General features: G+C 60.5%; 18 protein-coding genes. 8 read left to right on the forward strand and 10 right to left on the reverse strand.

All coding sequences use genetic code 11. The features are described 5' to 3' along the window. Positions 1 to 3: 3 nt before the first annotated feature. A complete protein-coding gene (locus tag V8689_RS26930) occupies positions 4 to 510 on the reverse strand; it encodes a C40 family peptidase (RefSeq protein WP_056782773.1) in 507 nt (168 codons plus the stop codon). A gap of 340 nt (positions 511 to 850) precedes the next feature. On the opposite strand from V8689_RS26930, the gene ureE reads away from it, so the two are divergent. The 5 genes from ureE (at position 851) to V8689_RS26955 (ending at position 4,441) form a co-directional block, all read left to right on the forward strand. Further along, positions 851 to 1,351 (forward strand): urease accessory protein UreE, encoded by a 501-nt coding sequence (gene ureE, locus V8689_RS26935; RefSeq protein ID WP_056782772.1) that lies wholly within the window; start codon positions 851 to 853, stop codon positions 1,349 to 1,351. Further along, a complete protein-coding gene (locus V8689_RS26940) occupies positions 1,348 to 2,022 on the forward strand; it encodes an urease accessory protein UreF (protein ID WP_056782771.1) in 675 nt (224 codons plus the stop codon). Before ureE ends, V8689_RS26940 begins: the two co-directional genes overlap by 4 nt. A gap of 14 nt (positions 2,023 to 2,036) precedes the next feature. Next, on the forward strand, positions 2,037 to 2,651 hold the full coding sequence (gene ureG, locus V8689_RS26945) for an urease accessory protein UreG (RefSeq protein WP_003188109.1): 615 nt from the start codon (positions 2,037 to 2,039) through the stop codon (positions 2,649 to 2,651). Between the two features lie 22 nt (positions 2,652 to 2,673). Then, entirely contained in the window at positions 2,674 to 3,246 is a 573-nt protein-coding gene (locus V8689_RS26950; RefSeq protein ID WP_056782770.1) for a HupE/UreJ family protein, read from the forward strand. An 85-nt stretch (positions 3,247 to 3,331) separates the two neighbouring features. After that, entirely contained in the window at positions 3,332 to 4,441 is a 1,110-nt protein-coding gene (locus tag V8689_RS26955) for an AGE family epimerase/isomerase (RefSeq protein ID WP_056782769.1), read from the forward strand. A 109-nt stretch (positions 4,442 to 4,550) separates the two neighbouring features. Here the strand turns inward: V8689_RS26955 and V8689_RS26960 are convergent, their stop codons facing one another. The 9 genes from V8689_RS26960 to amaB all read right to left on the reverse strand — a co-directional run bounded on the left by V8689_RS26960 (position 4,551) and on the right by amaB (position 15,677). Beyond that, a complete protein-coding gene (locus V8689_RS26960) occupies positions 4,551 to 5,456 on the reverse strand; it encodes a cation diffusion facilitator family transporter (protein ID WP_003188105.1) in 906 nt (301 codons plus the stop codon). A 172-nt stretch (positions 5,457 to 5,628) separates the two neighbouring features. Further along, positions 5,629 to 6,396: an SDR family oxidoreductase gene (locus tag V8689_RS26965; RefSeq protein ID WP_005784288.1), complete on the reverse strand. Its 768-nt coding sequence runs from the start codon at positions 6,394 to 6,396 to the stop codon at positions 5,629 to 5,631. An 822-nt stretch (positions 6,397 to 7,218) separates the two neighbouring features. After that, positions 7,219 to 7,935, reverse strand: coding sequence for an ABC transporter ATP-binding protein (locus tag V8689_RS26970; RefSeq protein WP_003188103.1), 717 nt, complete (start codon positions 7,933 to 7,935; stop codon positions 7,219 to 7,221). Then, positions 7,932 to 8,807 (reverse strand): ABC transporter ATP-binding protein, encoded by an 876-nt coding sequence (locus V8689_RS26975; protein ID WP_003188102.1) that lies wholly within the window; start codon positions 8,805 to 8,807, stop codon positions 7,932 to 7,934. Before V8689_RS26975 ends, V8689_RS26970 begins: the two co-directional genes overlap by 4 nt. Further along, the gene (gene livM, locus V8689_RS26980) at positions 8,804 to 10,081 is read right to left on the reverse strand and encodes a high-affinity branched-chain amino acid ABC transporter permease LivM (RefSeq protein ID WP_003188100.1); all 1,278 of its coding nucleotides are present in this window, start codon (positions 10,079 to 10,081) and stop codon (positions 8,804 to 8,806) included. Before livM ends, V8689_RS26975 begins: the two co-directional genes overlap by 4 nt. Before the next feature lie 2 nt (positions 10,082 to 10,083). After that, entirely contained in the window at positions 10,084 to 10,998 is a 915-nt protein-coding gene (locus V8689_RS26985; protein WP_003188099.1) for an ABC transporter permease subunit, read from the reverse strand. 220 nt (positions 10,999 to 11,218) lie between these two features. Next, on the reverse strand, positions 11,219 to 12,355 hold the full coding sequence (locus V8689_RS26990) for a branched-chain amino acid ABC transporter substrate-binding protein (RefSeq protein ID WP_032893805.1): 1,137 nt from the start codon (positions 12,353 to 12,355) through the stop codon (positions 11,219 to 11,221). A gap of 374 nt (positions 12,356 to 12,729) precedes the next feature. Continuing rightward, on the reverse strand, positions 12,730 to 14,013 hold the full coding sequence (amaA, locus tag V8689_RS26995) for an L-pipecolate oxidase (protein ID WP_056782768.1): 1,284 nt from the start codon (positions 14,011 to 14,013) through the stop codon (positions 12,730 to 12,732). Positions 14,014 to 14,186: 173 nt separating this feature from the next. After that, a complete protein-coding gene (amaB, locus tag V8689_RS27000) occupies positions 14,187 to 15,677 on the reverse strand; it encodes an L-piperidine-6-carboxylate dehydrogenase (RefSeq protein WP_056782767.1) in 1,491 nt (496 codons plus the stop codon). Between the two features lie 153 nt (positions 15,678 to 15,830). On the opposite strand from amaB, the gene V8689_RS27005 reads away from it, so the two are divergent. The 3 genes from V8689_RS27005 to nadE all read left to right on the forward strand — a co-directional run bounded on the left by V8689_RS27005 (position 15,831) and on the right by nadE (position 18,973). Next, positions 15,831 to 16,721, forward strand: a complete 891-nt coding sequence (locus tag V8689_RS27005; protein ID WP_056782766.1) for a LysR family transcriptional regulator — start codon at positions 15,831 to 15,833, stop codon at positions 16,719 to 16,721. A 206-nt stretch (positions 16,722 to 16,927) separates the two neighbouring features. Then, positions 16,928 to 18,142, forward strand: a complete 1,215-nt coding sequence (gene pncB / locus V8689_RS27010) for a nicotinate phosphoribosyltransferase (protein ID WP_003188094.1) — start codon at positions 16,928 to 16,930, stop codon at positions 18,140 to 18,142. A 3-nt stretch (positions 18,143 to 18,145) separates the two neighbouring features. After that, positions 18,146 to 18,973 carry an ammonia-dependent NAD(+) synthetase gene (nadE, locus tag V8689_RS27015; protein WP_056782765.1) on the forward strand — a complete coding sequence of 276 codons (828 nt, stop codon included), beginning with the start codon at positions 18,146 to 18,148 and terminating at the stop codon, positions 18,971 to 18,973. The last annotated feature ends 122 nt before the right edge of the window (positions 18,974 to 19,095 follow it).

Raw genomic sequence — 19,095 nt, forward strand, 5'->3', positions numbered from 1 at the left:
CCATCAACCCGCCGTGTGGAAACGCTTGGCAGTGGTGTAGTGCTTGTTCCAATAGCTATTGCTCAATGAATCGATACGAATGGTTTTGCCGGTGCGCGGCGAATGGATGAATTTGCCTTGGCCAATATAAAGGCCGACATGGCTGACCTGGCCACGCCCGTTGCCTTTGAAAAACACCGCATCCCCAGGCTTCAACGCATTGCGCTTGATGGTCGCCGCCGATGAACGGTGCATGGCCGTGGTGGTGCGCGGTATCTGGATATTGGCCTGGGTCTTGAACAGGTACACCAGGAAGCTGCTGCAATCAAAGCCCTGCTCCGCCGAAGTGCCGCCCCACTTGTAGGGCGTGCCCAGCAACTCATGGGCGCGATCGATCACGTCGTCGATAGAAGCTGGCTTGATACTTTGCAGCGACGAACCGAAGGTGGCGCGGGGCTGAAAGTTGGCCGATGCCGATGAAATAAAGAAGGTCAGGCTGACCAGGCATATACAGAAAATTGATCGAAGCATGATAAACGTCGCGGTGGCATTAAACAGGGCGCATAGCCTAAAGAACCCGCAGGTAATCTCATGAACTCCAAATCCTGATGACTCGTAGGAAAAATCCTAAAAAATGCCTACCGAGAAAAAGATGAAAGAAATTTCATCAAGCTGAGCGCCACCATCAACGCAAAACGCCCTTCGCCGGTGCTATAAACATCCGACACGCACCAAATTGATACACACACCGAATTATCCGACGCCCTATTGAGCAGCATGCCTGCCTGACTACAGGGAATTCCTACTCAATTCCATGATTGGCAAGCCCCTTGCTCTAGGTCTTTCATCGCTCACAGCTGGAAGCTCTCTGATGCTGGTGATACACCGCCGAATCGCCCCCCAATCCCTCTGGGCCGCCGAGTTGCTGCTCAACTTCGAAGCCCGCAGCAAAAGCCGCCTGCGCTGTTTCAGTGCCGACGGTGAAGACGTCGGCCTGTTTTTGGAGCGGGGCCAGCCGCCCTTGCACGATGGCGAATTCCTACAGGCAGAAGACGGACGCGTCGTACGGGTGTGTGCCCGACCTGAACAACTGCTACACGTCACCTGCCGCAATGCCTTTGAGCTGACCCGTGCCGCCTATCACCTGGGCAACCGCCATGTGGCCCTGCAAGTCGGTGACGGCTGGCTGCGCCTGCTCGATGACTACGTGCTCAAGGCCATGCTTGAACAGCTAGGCGCCGATGCGCAGACCATAGAAGCGCCGTTTCAACCCGAGCACGGCGCCTATGGCGGTGGCCATCATCATTCACGCCATGGCGATGAAGACTTCAACTACGCGCCTAAGCTGCATCAGTTCGGCGTGCGTCTATGAACCCAGCCTGGGCGCTGCTACGCCTGGCCAGTCCGCAATTGCCGATTGGCGGCTACAGCTATTCCCAGGGCCTTGAAATGGCGGTGGACAACGGCCGTGTGCAGGATGCCGCGAGCGCCCGACGCTGGATCAGTGACCAGTTGCTGCTCAACCTGGCGCGTTTCGAAGCGCCGCTGCTGCTCGCCCATTGCCGCGCCGCCGCGGAGCAGGACTGGGCGCAACTGGCGCAGTTGTGCGACGAGCACCGCGCCAGCCGTGAGACCCGCGAGCTGTATCAGGAGAGCCGCCAGATGGGCTACTCCCTGCAACAACTGCTCAACGGCTTGCCGGAACTGGACAACAGCGCCCGTGATTTTCTCGCTCAACGCGACGAACCGCACCTGGCCCTTGGCTGGGCCTTGGCCGCGCGCGCCTGGCACATCAGCGCCGACGACGCCCTTGCCGCCTGGCTGTGGAGCTGGCTGGAAAACCAGTTGGCCGTGCTGATGAAAACCCTGCCATTGGGCCAGCAAGCGGCCCAGCGGTTGACCAGTGAACTGCTGCCGCTGCTGCAACAAGCCCAGCAGGACGCCGAGCGCATTAACCCTAACCATTCAGGCAGCGCCGCTTTTGGCCTGTCCCTGGCGTGCATGGCCCATGAGCGCCAGTACAGCCGCCTGTTCCGTTCCTGATTGTGGAGAAGCACATGAACACACAACCCCTGCGCGTCGGTATCGGCGGCCCGGTAGGCTCGGGCAAGACCGCCCTGACCCTGGCCCTGTGCCTGGCGCTGCGCGATCGCTACAACCTGGCGGTGGTCACCAATGACATCTACACCCGCGAAGACGCCGACTTCCTGGTGCGCAACCAGGCCCTGGCGCCGGAGCGCATCATCGGCGTGGAAACCGGTGGCTGCCCGCACACGGCGATTCGCGAAGATGCCTCGATCAACCTGGAGGCCGTGGACCAACTCAACCGCCGTTTTCCTGGCCTGGACCTGATTCTGGTGGAGTCCGGCGGCGACAACCTGTCGGCCACCTTCAGCCCGGAACTGTCGGACCTGACCATCTATGTGATCGATGTGTCTGCGGGCGACAAGCTGCCGCGCAAGGGCGGGCCCGGTATTTGCAAATCCGACCTGCTGGTGATCAACAAGATCGACCTGGCCCCGCTGGTCGGCGCCTCGCTGGAACTGATGAACAGCGACACCCAGCGCATGCGCAACGGCAAACCCTTTGTGTTCAGCAACCAGAAAACCGGGGTCGGCCTGGACGACATCGTCGCCTTCATCGAACGCCAGGGCCTGCTGACCGCCGCCTGATCAACCCATAAGGAACCTGTCCATGAGACTCAACAGACTTTTCGCCGCCGCCGCGCTGCTGCTCGCCCCGGCCCTGGCCTTCGCCCATCCGGGCCATGGCGACAATGGCCTGGTGGCCGGTATCAGCCACCCCCTGGGCGGCCTCGATCACTTGCTGGCCATGGTTGCGGTGGGCCTCTGGGCGGCCCAGCAAAAAGGCGCCGCGCGCTGGGCGCTGCCGTGCACCTTTGTTGGCACCATGCTGATCGGCGGCCTGCTGGGTTTTGAAGGGCTGCAACTACCGGCGCTGGAAAGCGGAATTGCCGCCTCGGTGCTGGCCTTAGGCCTGGCGGTAGCATTGGCGGTACGGCCGCCGCTGTTCGTGGCGGTGGGCGCCACGGCCTTGTTTGCACTGTTTCACGGCGTGGCCCATGGCCTGGAACTGCCGGATATGACCAGCCCTTGGGCGTATGCCGCTGGGTTTGTGGGGGCGACTGCCGTGTTGCACGCTGCGGGTTATGCGGTGGTGCGCTTTTTGCCGGCAGCTGCAGCGCCATTGGTGCGAGTGGCCGGGGCGGCTTCGGCGGCGACTGGGGTTTGGTTGCTGGCGGGCTGAGGAAAAGATCGTTCCCACGCAGAGCGTGGGAACGATCAGCCTGCTACCATGCGCGCCTACACCCCTGCCGTGACGACGCCAGCCAATGCCCATCGCTTCCCCCTCTTCCCTGACGCCTGTGCTCACGCACTTCCATGACCTGATCGTGCCCCTCTGGCAAGGCCCGGGCTGGAATGCCGACCTGGCATTGCCCTTTGAGGCCCTGGACGCCGACCACCAGCCACTGCCCCCCCAGCGCTATCGCGCCATGGCCTGCGCCCGGCAGTTGTACCTGTTCGCCAGTCTGATCGGCGAACCTGGCGCGGCGTTCGCCGAAGAACGTGCGGCGGCGCTGTTTCGCTCCCTGCAACGGCACTTTCATGATGCCGAACACGGTGGCTGGTTCTACAGCATCGACCCCGCCGGCCAACCGCTGGACAAGCGCAAAGACCTCTACACCCACGCCTTCATTATTTTTGCCTGTGCCCATTACTGGGCCAAGGTGCGTGAGCCGTTGGTAGAGTCGGTGCTCAACGCCGCCCTGGAAGTCGTCGCCCAACGCTTTGCCACCGGCGACGGCTTGTACGAGGCGGTACTGGAGCGCAACTGGGCCTCACTCAACACAGGCCCTTTGCAAAACCCGTTGATGCACCTGGCCGAAGGTTTCCTGGCCACCCTCGCGGTGCGTGAAGATACCGAGGTACAAGCGGCCCTGCTGGCATTGGCGACGGCCATGCAGCAACGCTTCATCGACCGCGAGCACGGCGTGATGATGGAAAAACCTGTGGGCGCTGTGGATAACTGGTTTGAGCCCGGGCACCAGTTCGAATGGTTCTTTTTGCTCGAATCTTCAGCTGTGCTGCGCGGCACTGCGCTGCATGGGTCGCTGACACGGGCATTTGCCTATGCCGAGCACAAGGGTGTGGATAAGTTAAGCGGCGCGGTCAGCGGCATGCTCGCGCTGGATGGCACGGTGCGCGACGGTACACAACGGATCTGGGCGCAGGCGGAATACCTGCGGGCACTGACCTTGCGGCCAGGCAGCGAAGCAGTGCTGCAGCGTCAGTTGCAGGCGCTGCAGCAGCGCTTTTTGCATGCCAAGGGTTGGCATGAATGCCTGGATGCCGAGGGTAAGGTGAGCCGACGGGATATGCCTTCGACTACGCCTTATCATTTGGCGACTTGCTATCAGGGTTTGGTCCAGCATCTGGGCTGACCTGCAAGGCCCCATCGCAGGCAAGCCAGCTCCCACATTTTACTGTGCGAACACTATCTAATGTGGGAGCTGGCTTGCCTGCGATAGCCTCACCTCGGGCTAACTGACCTCACGCAATCCACTTGCGATCCCCGGTAAAACTGATCGTCAACCACCGCGCCGCATCCGCCGCCCCCAGCCCTGTGGATATCTCTTCACGCAGCCCATCAAGGGTGGCGACGTTATCCACCGGGTAATCCGCCGGCAGCACCACATGAATCTCGATAAACCGAGCGCGCCCGTGCTTCTGCACATAGGACACGTAGTCGTCGAAACCATGCTTGGCCTGCGCCGCGTCCATCACTTCGCGGACCTTGTCGTCCAAGTGATCCGGCGCGATGCCCAATACTTCGCGCAACGCCGGGCGCAAAATCTTGAATGCCGGCGCCAGCATGCTCAGGGCCAGCAGGATCAGGATCAACGGGTCGACGTAGACCGCCCACTCGCCATATCCCTGGGACTTGAGCAACAGCGCCGCCAGGAAGCTGATCAGCAAGCCCACCGACAGCATCGCGTCCACCAGCCAGCTGATGTTGTCGAACTGGATCAATGACGATTTGAGTGTGCGATTGCGATAGCGCACGTAGAAGAAGTAGGCGAACTCCACGACGGTAAACACCGCCGCATAAATGATCACCAGCCCCAACTCGATTTCGCGCCCGCCATTGATAATGCCGAACACGCCATTGAGAAACGCGTAGATGGCGATCAACAGCAGGAAACTGCCTTCTATCAGCAGCACCATCGGCTCCAGGTGCCAATAGCCGAACTGGAACCGCTCGTTGCTTTTCTTGGCGATCAGCTTGGCCGTGATCAGCATCAACACCTTGATGGCGGTGGCGATCAGCGAGAAAAAGCCGTCGAACAGAATGGATTGGGCGCCGGATATCACACCCGTGACAATCCCGGCGATCGCGACTGCGAACATCAGGATGGTCGATTGTTTGAGCAGTGCCTGCTCACCTCGGTTACTCACATTGCCTCCTGTCAAAACCTTTAAACCGCTGGGTGCGGTGGGGTTTTCAGGCGGGCAGTGTACCTTATGCCGCATTTTGGCCGATTTGCCGCCACTGAAAGCGGGGCGCAGAGCGCCCCAGCGGCATTCCCACGCGGAGCGTGGGAACGATCAGCGTGTGTCGCGCAGGTGCTTAGCCCTTGGCCCCACGCTCAATCGCAAACCCAGCCCAGGTCTGGCTTACCGGCATCAGCTCCAGGCGGTTGATGTTCACGTGGGCCGGGGTGTTCATCACCCAGAAAATCGTGTCGGCAATGTCCTGCGGCTGGATCGGCTCGGCCCCGGCATAGGTGGCGTCATAACGCGCCTGGTCACCGCCGAAGCGCACCAGGGAGAACTCGCTCTCACACAGGCCCGGCTCGATATTGGTCACACGTACGCCAGTACCTTGCAAGTCGCAGCGCAGGTTCAACGAGAACTGCTTCACGAACGCCTTGGAACCGCCGTACACATGGCTGCCCGGGTACGGGTAGTTACCGGCGATGGAGCCCAGGTTGATGATCCCGGCACCGCGGCCATGGGCGATCAGCCGCGGCAGCAGCAGGTTGGTGGTGGTCAGCAGGCCCTTGATGTTGGTATCAACCATGGTTTCCCAGTCGTCGAGGTCGCACTTGGGTGCCGGGTCGGTGCCCACGGCCAGACCTGCGTTGTTGATCAGGCCACGCAGCTTGGCGAACGACGGCGGCAAGTTGGCGATGGCCTCCTCCATGCCTTTGCGGTCGCGCACATCCACCACCAGGCCATGCACTTCGGTCTGCTTGGAAAGCTCTTCGACCAAGGCATTCAAGCGCTCGGCACGACGACCGGTGAGCACCAGTTTCCAGCCGGCCTCGGCAAAGCGACGGGCACAGGCTTCGCCGAAACCTGAAGTAGCGCCAGTGATAAACAGCGTGTCGGACATGGTGTTCTCCTTGCGGGCATCGGGAAAAAAACAGCCAGCAGAATGCCCTTACGCCGCCGTTGCGGCAACCGCTATGCACGCACATGCCTGCGCGACTGGTCATTTTTTAATCAACACTGTTAAAGCCTTATAAACCGTGGCTTGCAGCCATATGCGCGCAGGTTATCCACAACTGCGCCCACAGTCTTTGGGGGCAAGTGCAAATGGCTCAAAGCCGCTGTGCACAAGGGTTGCAGGCGGTTTTAGAAAGTTTTTTGCTTGACCTGAGCGAGCACCTATGTAGCCGCTGACAAATGCAGAAAAACACAACGATGGCTCCAGGCCAGTCATTCCGGCCCCTGCGTGCGTCTTTCCAGAGTTTAGTCACAGACTTATCCACAGGCTGGAAGGACTTATTTCGTTCATATACCTGTGTCTTTAAACAGGTTGACAAACCCCTGGGGCGCTCGTGAAAAACACACTGATCAAAAAACAACCACAGCGCTGTAAGCCACGTCGTTAAAGGCTTTCAGCCAGCTACTCCCACGTTACCCACAGCCGGTTCCACAGTGGATGGGGACAAGTCAAAACTGTGACAAAACAGGGATTTGCGGCGGCTATATGTCGCGCTTTTGAGGTGGGCTGGATTTGTTTTCCACAATTTGGTTGAGCGCTTGTGGACATCGCAAAAACAAATGTGGGAACCGGCTTTGGGTGGGAGCTGGCTTGCCTGCGATGCGGCCACCTCGGTATGTCAGCTAAACCGAGGTGATGCTATCGCGGGCAAGCCCGGCTCCCACATAAGGCCCGGTTCCCACAGAGTTGATGCGCCTGGATCTTAGGTCAGTGACCGCCCAGGTAGGCGTTGCGCACGTCCTCGTTCACCAGCAATTCCTTGCCGGTGCCGGTCAGGCGGATCTCACCGTTGACCATCACATAGGCCCGGTCCGACAAGCGCAGCGCATGGTTGGCGTTCTGTTCCACCAGGAAGATGGTCATCCCGGTGGACGCCAGCTCGCGCAAGGTGGAAAAGATCTGCTTCACCACAATCGGCGCCAACCCCAGGCTTGGCTCATCGAGCAGCAACAGCTTGGGCCGGCTCATCAGCGCACGGGCGATGGCGAGCATTTGCTGCTCACCACCGGACATGGTCATCGCCCGCTGGTTGCGCCGCTCCTTGAGCCTGGGGAACAGCTCGAACATGCGCTGCATGTCCTCGCTGGCAAACTTGTCGCCAATAGGGATGGTGCCCATCAGCAGGTTTTCCTCCACGGTCATGTCGGGGAACACCCGCCGCCCTTCCGGCGACTGCGCAATGCCGTTGGAAGCGATGTAGTGGGACGACTTGTGAGTAATGTCGACGCCGTTGTAGAGGATCTGCCCCGACTCGGCCCGAGGCTGACCGAAGATCGACATCAGCAACGTGGATTTACCCGCGCCATTGGAGCCGATCAGGCTGACGGTTTCGCCTTCGTTGATGTGCAGCGAGACTTTTTTCAGGGCCTGGATCGGGCCGTAGAACACGTCCAGGTCCTTCATTTCGAGGATAGGTGCACTCATACCAGCTCCTCTTCATCCGCGCCCAGGTAGGCGGCGATCACTTTCGGGTCGTTGCGGATCGCGTCCGGGCCGCCTTCGGCGATCACGTTGCCGTGGTCCAGCACCACAATGTGGTCGGAAATACTCATCACCATGCCCATGTCGTGTTCGATCAGCACCACCGTAAGGTCGTGTTCGTCGCGCAGCAGGCGAATCATCGCGCTGAGGGCTTCGGTTTCCTGAGGGTTGAGGCCCGCTGCCGGTTCGTCCAGGCAGATGATCTGCGGCCGCGTGCACATGGCGCGGGCGATCTCCAGGCGGCGCTGCTGGCCGTAGGAAAGCTCGCCGGCCAGGCGGTTGGCGCAGTCCACCAGGTCGACCACTTCCAGCCAGTAGAACGCGCAATCCAGCGCATCACTTTCGGCCTTGCGGTAGCCCTTGGTGTTGAGGATGCCGGCAAGCATGTTGCGGTTGACCCACATATGCTGGGCCACCAGCAGGTTTTCCAGCACCGACATTTCCTTGAACAGACGAATGTTCTGGAACGTGCGCGCCAGGCCCGCGCGATTCACCAGGTGGGTGCCGCCGAACATCTTGTAGTACACGCGACTGAGGAAGCTTTTGGGCGACACGAAGTCGGTGGCTTCAAAGCGTTCACCCAGCAACTGAATGACGTTGGTTTGCTTGCCCCGCACGTTGAGTTCAATCTTGCCGCCACTGGCTTTGTAGAAGCCGGTGAGGCAGTTGAACACCGTGGTCTTGCCGGCGCCGTTGGGGCCGATCAGGGCGAAGATCGAGTTGCGTTTGACCTGCAGGCTCACATCACTGAGGGCCTTGATGCCTCCGAAGTGCATCATCAGGTGTTCGACGGACAGCACGACTTCCTTGCTCATGGCGCTACCCCCTTGCGTGGCGTCACACCGGTACGGCTGATGCGAATCAAGCCACGCGGTCTCCAGATCATCATCACCACCATCAGCACGCCAAACAGCAGCACGCGGTATTCGGAGAAGCTGCGCAGCAATTCAGGCGCCACGGTCAGCACAAACGCGGCGATCACCACGCCGACCGTCGAGCCCATGCCGCCCAACACCACGATGGCGAGGATCAACGCTGACTCAAAGAAGGTAAACGACGACGGGTTGACGAAGCCCTGGTAGCTGGCAAAAAACACCCCGGCCAAACCGGCGGTGGACGCGCCGATGGTGAAGGCCGAGAGCTTGACCAGCACATGGTTCAGGCCCATGGAGCGGCAGGCGATTTCATCTTCGCGCAGGGCTTCCCAGGCGCGGCCGACCGGCATGCGTGTCAGGCGATGCTTGATGTACAGCACGGCCAGCACCACCAGAAACAGCACGATGTAGATGAACATGAACTTGATGTTGGGGTTGTAATCGATGCCGAAAAACTCGTGAAACGGAATGCCGCCATCTTTGGCACGCTTGCCGAACTCCAGGCCCAGGAAGGTCGGTGACGGCACGGGCATACCGTTCGGGCCGCCGGTAAACGACAGCCAATTGTTGAGCACCAGGCGAATGATTTCACCAAAACCCAGGGTCACGATGGCCAGGTAGTCACCGTGCATTCGCAGCACCGGGAAGCCGAGTATGCACCCCGCCAACGCCGCCGCGATGGCCGCCAGTGGCAGCACGGTCCAGAAGCCCAGGCCCAGGTATTGATAACCCAGCGCCAGGCCGTAGGCGCCAATGGCGTAGAAGGCCACGTAACCCAGGTCGAGCAGGCCCGCCAGGCCCACCACGATGTTCAACCCCAGGCCGAGCAACACGTAGATAAGCCCCAGGATCACCACGGTGAGCAGGTACTTGTTGGCAAAGATCGGGAATACGATGGCGATCACGATCAGCGCCGGAATGATCCAGCGCAGCCGCGACTTGTAGTCCGGTGGCAGCACGTGCACGCCGGAGCCGCTGCTCTCAAACCCTTGCAGGATCTTCACGCCCTTGGGGGTTTGCAGGAACAGGCTCAGGGCAAAGCGCCCGGCCATGACAATGGCGACCAGCACGGCAACCCGCGCAGGTTCCAGGTTGAAGCTGTAGCCATCGAGCACCACGCCGACAATCGGGCCGAACACGATCAGCGAAATCAGCCCCGCGAGTACCGTGTCGACCACACTTTTCTTGATATCAATGGATTTGGCAGCAGACATGTTTACACCTTAGCCACGAGTGGGCGACCAAGCAGGCCCTGGGGACGGAAAATCAGAATCACCACCAGCAGGGAGAAACTGAACACGTCTTTGTAGTCAGAGTTGATCAACCCCGAGAACAGCGACTCGGAAATACCGAGGATGATCCCGCCGAGCATCGCCCCAGGCAGGGAGCCGATGCCGCCGAGTACCGCTGCGGTAAACGCCTTGATGCCGATGATGAAGCCGGCATAGAAGTCGAAAGTGCCGTAGTTGAGGGTGATGAGCACGCCGGCCAGGGCGGCCATGGCGGCACCGATGACAAACACGTAGGAGATCACGCGGTCGGTGTTGATGCCCAGGATCGAGGCCATCTTGCGGTCTTGCTGGGTAGCGCGACACATGCGGCCCAGCTTGGTGTATTTGATGATGTAGGTGAGCAAGGCCATGCCGGCAAAAGCGGCGACCAGGATGAACACTTTGGTGTAGGTGAGTTGTACAAACCCGGTGCCGATATCGACGCGCCAGGCGCCGGCCAGCAGGGTGGGAATGCCTTGTTGTTTGGCGCCCTGGGCGATCTGCGCGTAGTTCTGCAGGATCAGCGAGATACCGATGGCGCTGATCAGCGGCGCCAGGCGGGTAGAGTTACGCAGGGGTTTGTAGGCGACACGCTCAATCACCCAACCGTACACGCCGGTGACGACCACGGTGAAGATCAAGGTACCGAGAATGAGCAGCGGGAAGGATTCGATGCCGAAGTAAGCCAGCAGTGCCAGACTGATCGCCGCGAGGTAAGCGGAAATCATATAAACCTCGCCGTGGGCGAAGTTGATCATGCCAATGATGCCATAGACCATTGTGTAGCCGATGGCGATCAGGCCATAGACCGACCCGAGGGTCAGGCCGTTGACCAGTTGCTGCAGGAAAATACCATCCATAACGCAATCTCACGCGGTGAGCACCTGCACACCGGTGGGTGTGCGGCGCTTCTGGAGGAAAAGACAGGTTTGTTGCAATAGAGCAGGCAACCAGGCCCTCTGTGGGAGCTGGCTTGCCTGCGATAGCGGTTTCACATTCAACACAGGTGTTGGCATTGAGTCCGTCATCGCGGGCAAGCCCGGCTCCCACAAGGACCGAGGAGTTCAAGCCGTCGCGTTATTACTTCTGCTTTTCCAACTGATGGTATTTGCCGTCTTTGTCCCACTGGTAAACCACATAGTCAGAGACTTTCAGGTCGCCCTTGGCATCCCAGGCTTTTTCGCCCATGACGGTTTTAACCGGGTTGGCCTTGAGCCACTTGGCAGCGTCTTCGCCCTTGTTGGACTTGGCACCGTTGAAGCCAGCGGCCAGGGCCTGGATCGAAGCGTAGGCGTACAGGGTGTAGCCTTCAGGCTCGGTGCCGTTCTTGCGGAACTCTTCCACCACGGTCTTGCTGTCTGGCAGCAGGCGCGGGTCGGCACCGAAGGTCATGTACACGCCATCGACGTACTGCGCGCCGCCGGCGGTGGCGACCAGTTCGTCGGTGACCACGCCGTCATCGGACATGAACTTGACGTCTTTCAAGCCCGCTTCACGGATCTGGCGCACCAATGGGCCGGCTTCCGGATGCAGGCCGCCGAAGTACACGACGTCGGCGCCCAGGGAGCGGATCTTGGTGACCAGGGCGCTGAAATCTTTCTCGCCTCGGGTCAGGCCCTCTTCCAGCACCGGCTTGACGCCGCGCTTGGTCAACTGGGCTGCGGTAGCGTCGGCCAGGCCTTTGCCGTAGGTGTCCTTGTCGTTGATCACCGCGACTTTCTTGCCCTTGAGCACATCGACGATGTAGTCGCCGGCGACGATGCCTTGCTGGTCGTCACGCCCGCACATGCGGAACATGGCGCCCAAGCCGCGTTCGGTCACTTGTGGGTTGGTGGAGCCCGGGGTGATGGCGATGATGCCCGCTTCGTCGTAAACCTCAGACGCCGGGATGGTGTTGGATGAGCAGAAGTGCCCGACCACGCCGATCACTTTGTCCTGGTCGGCCAGGCGGTTGGCCACGGCTACGGCCTGCTTGGGTTCGCAGGCGTCGTCGCCCGCCACCAGTACGATTTTCTCGCCGTTGATGCCGCCGGCCTTGTTGATCACTTCGGCTGCCGCCTGGGCACCCTTCATGTACTGCTCACCGAAAGCGGCGTTGGCACCCGTCATCGGGCCTGCCACACCAATTTTCACATCAGCTTGAACAAACGTAGAAACACCCAGCGCCGCAGCAACGGCGAGGGCCAGAAAACCTTTCTTGTAAAACGTCTGGGACATGAGTGGTGCTCCGATATTTTTGATTTTTGGCACGACAACTTGCATTCAAACCTTTCACCGAAAGCTCAGAGCAAGCCGCGTGCCATTACGTTTTTATTCTTCAAAAAGACACGGTGTCATTGTTATTACAGGCGTTTCGACGCCTTTTGCCAGGACGTGCAACCGTCTAGCGTCTACAGGTGCAACCAACACTGCAAAAAAGTACAACCCTGGCAGGTCGCACCTGCAACCACAGGCATAAACGACAGTTCCTACAGCTGTAACAACGTACGTAACGGAACTGCACATTTACAGTGCGTGATTGCTACGACTTGCACCAATACAGATGGGTAGCCTGCTAAGAAAATGCAGGCTTCTGAGGGGTATTTCGCTGATCAGATCACGATCCTCAGGCATTGCCCGGCGTGGTAGAGCGAGAAGCCGGCTTCATACAGGCAACTGCGCAGGCCCACGGCGGCCAGGGGTTGCATGGGCGCAAAAGGGATCGGTAAGGCATGGGGGTCCTGGTGACACAGGTAGTCGGCAAACGCCTTGCCCACCACGCTGCCGGTGGTCACCCCGCGCCCGTTATAACCGGTAACCGCCACCAGGCCGGGGGCCGGTTCGAACAGGCGCATCAAGTGGTCGGGGGTAAACGCGATGCAGCCGGTCCAGGTGTATTCCCACTGCACCGGTTTGAGGTACGGGAAGTAATGTTGCTGCACCCGATCGGCCCACGCTTTGAGAAACCATGCCGGTTTCTGGTTGCCATTGCCCAGGCTGCCGAGTAACAGGCGGCCATCGGCATCGCGGCGAATGCTGCTCAGGACCTGGCGCGTGTCCCAGGAGCCCTGGCCGCCGGGGAGGATCTGCTTGGCCGCTTCATCGGTCAGCGGCGCCGATGCCACCTGGTAGTAATAACCGGGGAAAAAGTTACGCCGCAGTTCGGTCCATTCGCCTTCGGTGTAGGCATTGGAGGCGATCACCACCTGGGCGGCCTGTACCGCGCCCTCGGCGGTCTGCACCGACCAATAGGCACCTTGGCGCTCAAGCTGGGTGACCGGCGAATGATCAAACAATTGCCCGCCCAGCCCCACGGCGGCATTCGCCAACCCCGTGGTGTAGGCCATGGGGTTCAAGGTGCCGGCGCGCCGATCAAGCAATGCGGCGGCGATTTTGCGGGTACCGGTGGCGTGCTCGCAGGCCTGGCCGGTGAGTAACTCAACCGGTGCGCCACGGCGTTTCCACTGCTGCTCACGGCTGCGCAAGTCCGCCTCGCCACGGGCGTTGTGCGCCATGTGCAAGGTGCCTTCACGGCGCAATTGGCAGTCGATGTTGTACTTGTCGATCAGGCTGAACACCAGGGACGGCGCCGCACCCAACATGCGGTTGAGCTGGCTGCCCACCGCTGTACCGAAACCGGCCTCGATCTCGTCCGGTGGAATCCACAGGCCGGCATTGACCAGCCCGACGTTGCGCCCCGAACCGCCGTGGCCGGTGCGATGGGCCTCCACTACGGCGACGCTTTTACCCTGTTCCAGCAAATGAATGGCCGCCGACAAACCGGTGATGCCGGCGCCGATCACGCACACATCCACCTTGACCGCACCCTTGAGCGCGGCCCGGTCGGGGCGGCCTGGGGTGAGGTGTTCCCATAAACATGTTTCGCGCAGTGCCATTGCCAGACTCCGATGAGACCCAACAAACAAATACTCTTTTGAATGGGGAACCCAATCACCTGTGGGAGCTGGCTTGCCTGCGATAGCGGCGTATCAGTCACCAAAACTATCGCCTGAACCACCGCTATCGCAGGCAAGCCAGCTCCCACATTGATCTCACTCCGACCTGAGGCTCAGTCGAAAGTAATGCCTTGTGCCAACGGCAGCTCCAGCGAGTAGTTCACGGTATTGGTCTGCCGGCGCATATACCCGCGCCACGCATCCGAGCCCGATTCACGCCCGCCGCCGGTCTCTTTTTCACCCCCGAAGGCGCCACCGATCTCCGCGCCACTCGGGCCGATGTTGACGTTGGCAATGCCACAGTCGCTACCCACCGCCGACATGAACTGCTCGGCTTCACGCACGTCGGTGGTGAAGATGCAGGACGACAAGCCTTGCGGCACGGCGTTGTTCAGGCGCAGGGCCTCGGCGAAGTCGGTGTAGCCAACCACGTAAAGAATCGGTGCGAAGGTTTCGCTGCACACCACGTCGCTTTGCTCGGGCATCTCCACGATGGCCGGCGATACGTAGTAGGCGTTGGGGAATTTGTCTTGCAGTTGGCGCTTGCCGCCGAACACCTTGCCGCCTTCGCTCAAGGCTTGCTCAAGGGCGTCCTGCATGTTGTCGAAGCTGTGCTTGTCGATCAGCGGGCCGATCAGGTTGCCTTCCAGCGGGTGGCCGATGCGCACCTTGGAATAAGCGGCCTTGAGGCGGGTGACGATTTCTTCCTTGACCGACTCATGGGCGATCAGCCGGCGCAGGGTGGTGCAGCGTTGGCCGGCGGTGCCCACTGCGCTGAACAGGATGGCGCGTACGGCCATATCCAGGTCGGCGCTCGGGCCGAGGATCATCGCGTTGTTGCCGCCCAGTTCAAGGATGCTGCGGGCGAAACGCGCGGCGACTTTGGGTGCCACTTCACGACCCATACGCGTGCTGCCGGTGGCGCTGATCAGGGCGACGCGCGGGTCATCCACCAGCGCAGCGCCGGCGTCGCGGCCGCCGATGATCACTTGGCTGAGGTACTCGGGAGCACCGTCGAATTTTTTAAGCACCCGCTCGAACAAGGCCTGACAGGCCAGTGCGGTGAGCGGGGTCTTTTCCGACGGTTTCCAAATCACCGCGTTGCCGCACACCAAGGCCAGCGCAGTGTTCCACGCCCACACGGCCACGGGGAAGTTGAAGGCGCTGATCACGCCGACCACGCCCAGCGGGTGCCAGGTTTCACGCATATGGTGGCCTGGGCGCTCGGACGCGATGGTCAAGCCGTACAACTGGCGCGAAAGGCCGACGGCGAAGTCGCAGATGTCGATCATTTCCTGCACTTCACCCAAGCCTTCCTGGGTGATCTTGCCGGCCTCCCAGGAAACGAGTTCACCCAGGTCAGCCTTGTATTCGCGCAATACGTCGCCGAACTGGCGCACCAGCTCGCCACGTCGCGGTGCCGGCACCTTGCGCCAGGCTTGGAATGCATGCTCGGCGCGACTGACCTGTTGCTCCACCTCGGCGGCGCCTTCCCAATGGACACTGCCGATACGGCTGCCATCAATCGGTGAATGCACGGGTTGTTTCCCGGCCTGGTACAGCGCCGGGTTTACCCCGAGACGATCAAGCAATGCGGCAACCATGGGTCACTCCTTCAATCTGCATACAAAAATTCGCGCCGCAATACACACGGCGATCCTGGCCCTATTTGTAGCTGGCCCAAGACTTGCCAACAAACGACGATTAGGCGAGATATCATTCCCTTTATTCATGCAAAGAATAAAAAGAGGCATGCCGTGCTGAACAAAAGACATTTGCCCTCGATCACCGCCCTGCAGTGTTTCGAAGCGGCCACCCGCCACCTGAGCTTCACCCGCGCCGCCGAGGAACTGAACCTCACCCAAAGCGCGGTGAGCAAACAGGTGGCGCAGTTGGAAGAACTGTTGCAACACCTGCTGTTTCGCCGCGTGCGCCGGCGCTTGCAGATGACCCCGGCGGGCGACTTGTACCTGGTGGAAGTGCGCAAGATCCTCACCCAGGTGGAAATGTCTACCCACTACCTGCGCTCCTACGGCGGCGAAACCGAAGTGCTGCGTGTGTCCACGCCCTACACCTTCGGCGCACGCTGGCTGGTGCCGCGCCTCAAGGGTTGGCGTTTACGCCACCCGCAGATCCACCTGGACCTGTGCAATGAACAGGACCCGGACGAGTTACTGCAAGGCAAGGCCGACATGGCGTTCTACTTCGGCCAGGGCGCACGCCCTGGCACCGAGAGCCTGAAACTGTTCAGTGAAGAGCTGATACCAGTTTGTTCGCCCGACAGCCTGCCCGCCGAGCCTTTCACCGACCCCACGCAACTGAGCGAGCTGGTGCTGCTGCAAAACGCCTCGCGCCCCCAGGGCTGGCATGACTGGTTCGCCAGCCAGGGCTTTCATACCGAGCACAGCTACCATGGGCCGCGGTTCGACACGTTCTATATGTGCATCCGTGCGGCGCAGGTCGGGTGTGGCGTGGCGCTGTTGCCGCGCTTTCTGGTGGAGGAGGAATTGGCCGAGGGCAAGTTGGTCATTCCCTGGCAGCATGGGATGCCGAGCCAGGATGCTTACTACTTGGCGTATCCTGAGCATTCGGCGGAGGTGCCCAAGGTGCGCGAATTTGTGAAGTGGATGATGGAGCAGGTTATTTAGGCGCCTGGACAACCGCCATCGCAGGCAAGCCAGCTCCCACATTGGAATGCATTTCAGAGGTGGGAGCTGGCTTGCCTGCGATGACGCCAATAGCCTCACTGAAAAAATCACTGGCAATCCCCCACAGGTCTATGCGCCACTAACCCCCTTCCTCAATTGTGCGTAAAGGCCGGCCTCCATCGCCGACCCGTCTGGAGATTCCCGTTATGAGCGAGAGTGTGTTTGCCGATCGCATCGTGCAGAACCTGCTCGACACCGACTTCTACAAGCTGACCATGATGCAGGCGGTGCTGCACAACTACCCGAACGTGGAAGTTGAATGGGAGTTTCGTTGCCGTAACAGTGAAGACCTGCGCCCTTACCTGGCGGAGATCCGTTACCAGATCGAGCGCCTCGCCGAGCTGAGCCTGAGCCCCGATCAACTGGGGTTCCTGGAACGCATCAGCTTCATGAAGCCGGACTTTCTGCGCTTCCTCGGGCTGTTTCGCTTCAACCTGCGATATGTGCAAACCGGCATCGAGAACGGCGAATTGTTTATCCGCCTGCGCGGGCCGTGGCTGCATGTGATCCTGTTTGAAGTGCCGATGCTGGCCATCGTCAGCGAGGTGCGTAACCGCTACCGCTACCAGACCGTGATCCTTGAACAGGCCCGCGAGCAGCTGTATCGCAAGTTCGACTGGCTGACCGCCAACGCCAGCAGCGACGAGCTGTCGGAGCTGCAAGTGGCGGACTTCGGCACGCGCCGGCGCTTTTCCTACCGTGTGCAAGAGGAAGTGGTCAGCGTGCTCAAGCACGATTTCCCTGGGCGTTTTGTCGGCACCAGCAACGTGCACCTGGCCCGCGAATTCGATATGAAGCCGCTGGGCACCATGGCCCATGAATGGATCATGGCCCACCAGCAACTCGGCCCGCGCCTGATCGATAGCCAGATCGCCGCCCTTGATTGCTGGGTGCGCGAGTACCGTGGCCTGCTGGGTATCGCCCTCACCGATTGCATCACCACCGACGCGTTCCTGGGCGACTTCGACTTGTACTTCGCCAAGCTGTTCGACGGCCTGCGCCATGACTCCGGTGATCCGATCCAGTGGGCAGAAAAAGCCATCGCCCACTACCACAAGCTGGGCATCGAACCGATGAGCAAGACCCTGGTGTTCTCCGACAGTCTGACATTGCCCAAGGCGTTGGAAATATTCCGGGCGTTGCGTGGTCGCATTAATGTGAGCTTTGGCATCGGCACCAACCTGACCTGTGATATTCCAGGGGTGGAACCGATGAGCATCGTGCTTAAAATGACCGCCTGCAATGGCCAGCCCGTCGCGAAGATCTCCGATGAAGCGGGCAAGACCCATTGCACCGACCCGAATTTTGTCGCCTATTTGCGTCACGTTTTCAAAGTACCTGCCCTATCCAGCAAGGAGTGAATCATGCAAGCCGTACAGCGTGAGATTGCGCAACAGCTCAAGGTGCAAGCCCCGTTCAAAGACCAGGCCGCCCTTGAAGCCGCAGTTGCCCGGCGCGTGGCCTTTATCCAGGACTGCCTGCGCAATTCCGGGCTCAAGACCCTGGTGCTCGGCATCAGTGGCGGTGTCGATTCCCTGACCGCAGGCCTCTTGGCCCAACGTGCGATGCAGGAACTGCGCGCCAGCACCGGTGATGAGGCGTACCGTTTTATCGCCGTGCGCCTGCCCTACGAAACCCAGTTCGACGAACACGACGCCCAGGCTTGCGTGGACTTTATCGAGCCGGACGAACGCCACACCGTGAACATCGGCCCGGCAGTAAAAGCCCTGGCCAAGGAAGTGGCTGCCTTTGAAGGCAAGGCCGCAGCGTCCCGTGACTTCGTGCTGGGCAACACCAAGGCACGCATGCGCATGGTGGCCCAGTACACCATCGCCGGCGCGGCCGGAGGCTTGGTGATCGGCACTGACCATGCGGCGGAAGCGGTGATGGGCTTTTTCACCAAGTTCGGTGACGGGGCCTGTGACCTGGCGCCGTTGAGCGGGCTGGTGAAGCATCAGGTGCGTGCCATTGCTCGCCACTTTGGCGCGCCGGAATCGCTGGTGGAGAAGGTGCCGACCGCCGACCTCGAAGACCTGTCGCCGGGCAAGCCGGACGAGGCGTCACATGGCGTGACCTATGCCGAGATCGATGCGTTCCTGCAGGGTGAGCCGGTGCGTGAAGAGGCGTTCAGGATTATCTGCGAGACCTATCGCAAGACTGAGCACAAGCGGGTGATGCCGTTTGCGCCTTGAGGTGAACCCGACAGTTCTGTGTTGATTTGCAGATCGCCATCGCAGGCAAGCCAGCTCCCACACTTGACCGTATTCCAACATGGGAATGCGGTCGAATGTGGGAGCTGGCTTGCCTGCGATGA

The organism is Pseudomonas sp. AK181, assembly GCF_051122975.1.
GTDB classification, from domain to species: domain Bacteria; phylum Pseudomonadota; class Gammaproteobacteria; order Pseudomonadales; family Pseudomonadaceae; genus Aquipseudomonas; species Aquipseudomonas lactis.

Excerpts from the sequence above, each read along its gene's own strand:
- V8689_RS26975 (WP_003188102.1), bottom strand. The coding sequence starts at position 8,807 with ATGAGCAAGGAAGTCGTGCTGTCCGTCGAACACCTGATGATGCACTTC.
- livM (WP_003188100.1), bottom strand. The coding sequence starts at position 10,081 with ATGTCTGCTGCCAAATCCATTGATATCAAGAAAAGTGTGGTCGACACG.
- ureE (WP_056782772.1), top strand. The coding sequence starts at position 851 with ATGCTGGTGATACACCGCCGAATCGCCCCCCAATCCCTCTGGGCCGCC.
- V8689_RS26970 (WP_003188103.1), bottom strand. The coding sequence starts at position 7,935 with ATGAGTGCACCTATCCTCGAAATGAAGGACCTGGACGTGTTCTACGGC.
- V8689_RS26940 (WP_056782771.1), top strand. The coding sequence starts at position 1,348 with ATGAACCCAGCCTGGGCGCTGCTACGCCTGGCCAGTCCGCAATTGCCG.
- V8689_RS26985 (WP_003188099.1), bottom strand. The coding sequence starts at position 10,998 with ATGGATGGTATTTTCCTGCAGCAACTGGTCAACGGCCTGACCCTCGGG.
- V8689_RS26955 (WP_056782769.1), top strand. The coding sequence starts at position 3,332 with ATGCCCATCGCTTCCCCCTCTTCCCTGACGCCTGTGCTCACGCACTTC.
- ureG (WP_003188109.1), top strand. The coding sequence starts at position 2,037 with ATGAACACACAACCCCTGCGCGTCGGTATCGGCGGCCCGGTAGGCTCG.
- amaA (WP_056782768.1), bottom strand. The coding sequence starts at position 14,013 with ATGGCACTGCGCGAAACATGTTTATGGGAACACCTCACCCCAGGCCGC.
- nadE (WP_056782765.1), top strand. The coding sequence starts at position 18,146 with ATGCAAGCCGTACAGCGTGAGATTGCGCAACAGCTCAAGGTGCAAGCC.
- V8689_RS26965 (WP_005784288.1), bottom strand. The coding sequence starts at position 6,396 with ATGTCCGACACGCTGTTTATCACTGGCGCTACTTCAGGTTTCGGCGAA.
- V8689_RS26990 (WP_032893805.1), bottom strand. The coding sequence starts at position 12,355 with ATGTCCCAGACGTTTTACAAGAAAGGTTTTCTGGCCCTCGCCGTTGCT.
- V8689_RS26950 (WP_056782770.1), top strand. The coding sequence starts at position 2,674 with ATGAGACTCAACAGACTTTTCGCCGCCGCCGCGCTGCTGCTCGCCCCG.
- V8689_RS26930 (WP_056782773.1), bottom strand. The coding sequence starts at position 510 with ATGCTTCGATCAATTTTCTGTATATGCCTGGTCAGCCTGACCTTCTTT.
- pncB (WP_003188094.1), top strand. The coding sequence starts at position 16,928 with ATGAGCGAGAGTGTGTTTGCCGATCGCATCGTGCAGAACCTGCTCGAC.
- amaB (WP_056782767.1), bottom strand. The coding sequence starts at position 15,677 with ATGGTTGCCGCATTGCTTGATCGTCTCGGGGTAAACCCGGCGCTGTAC.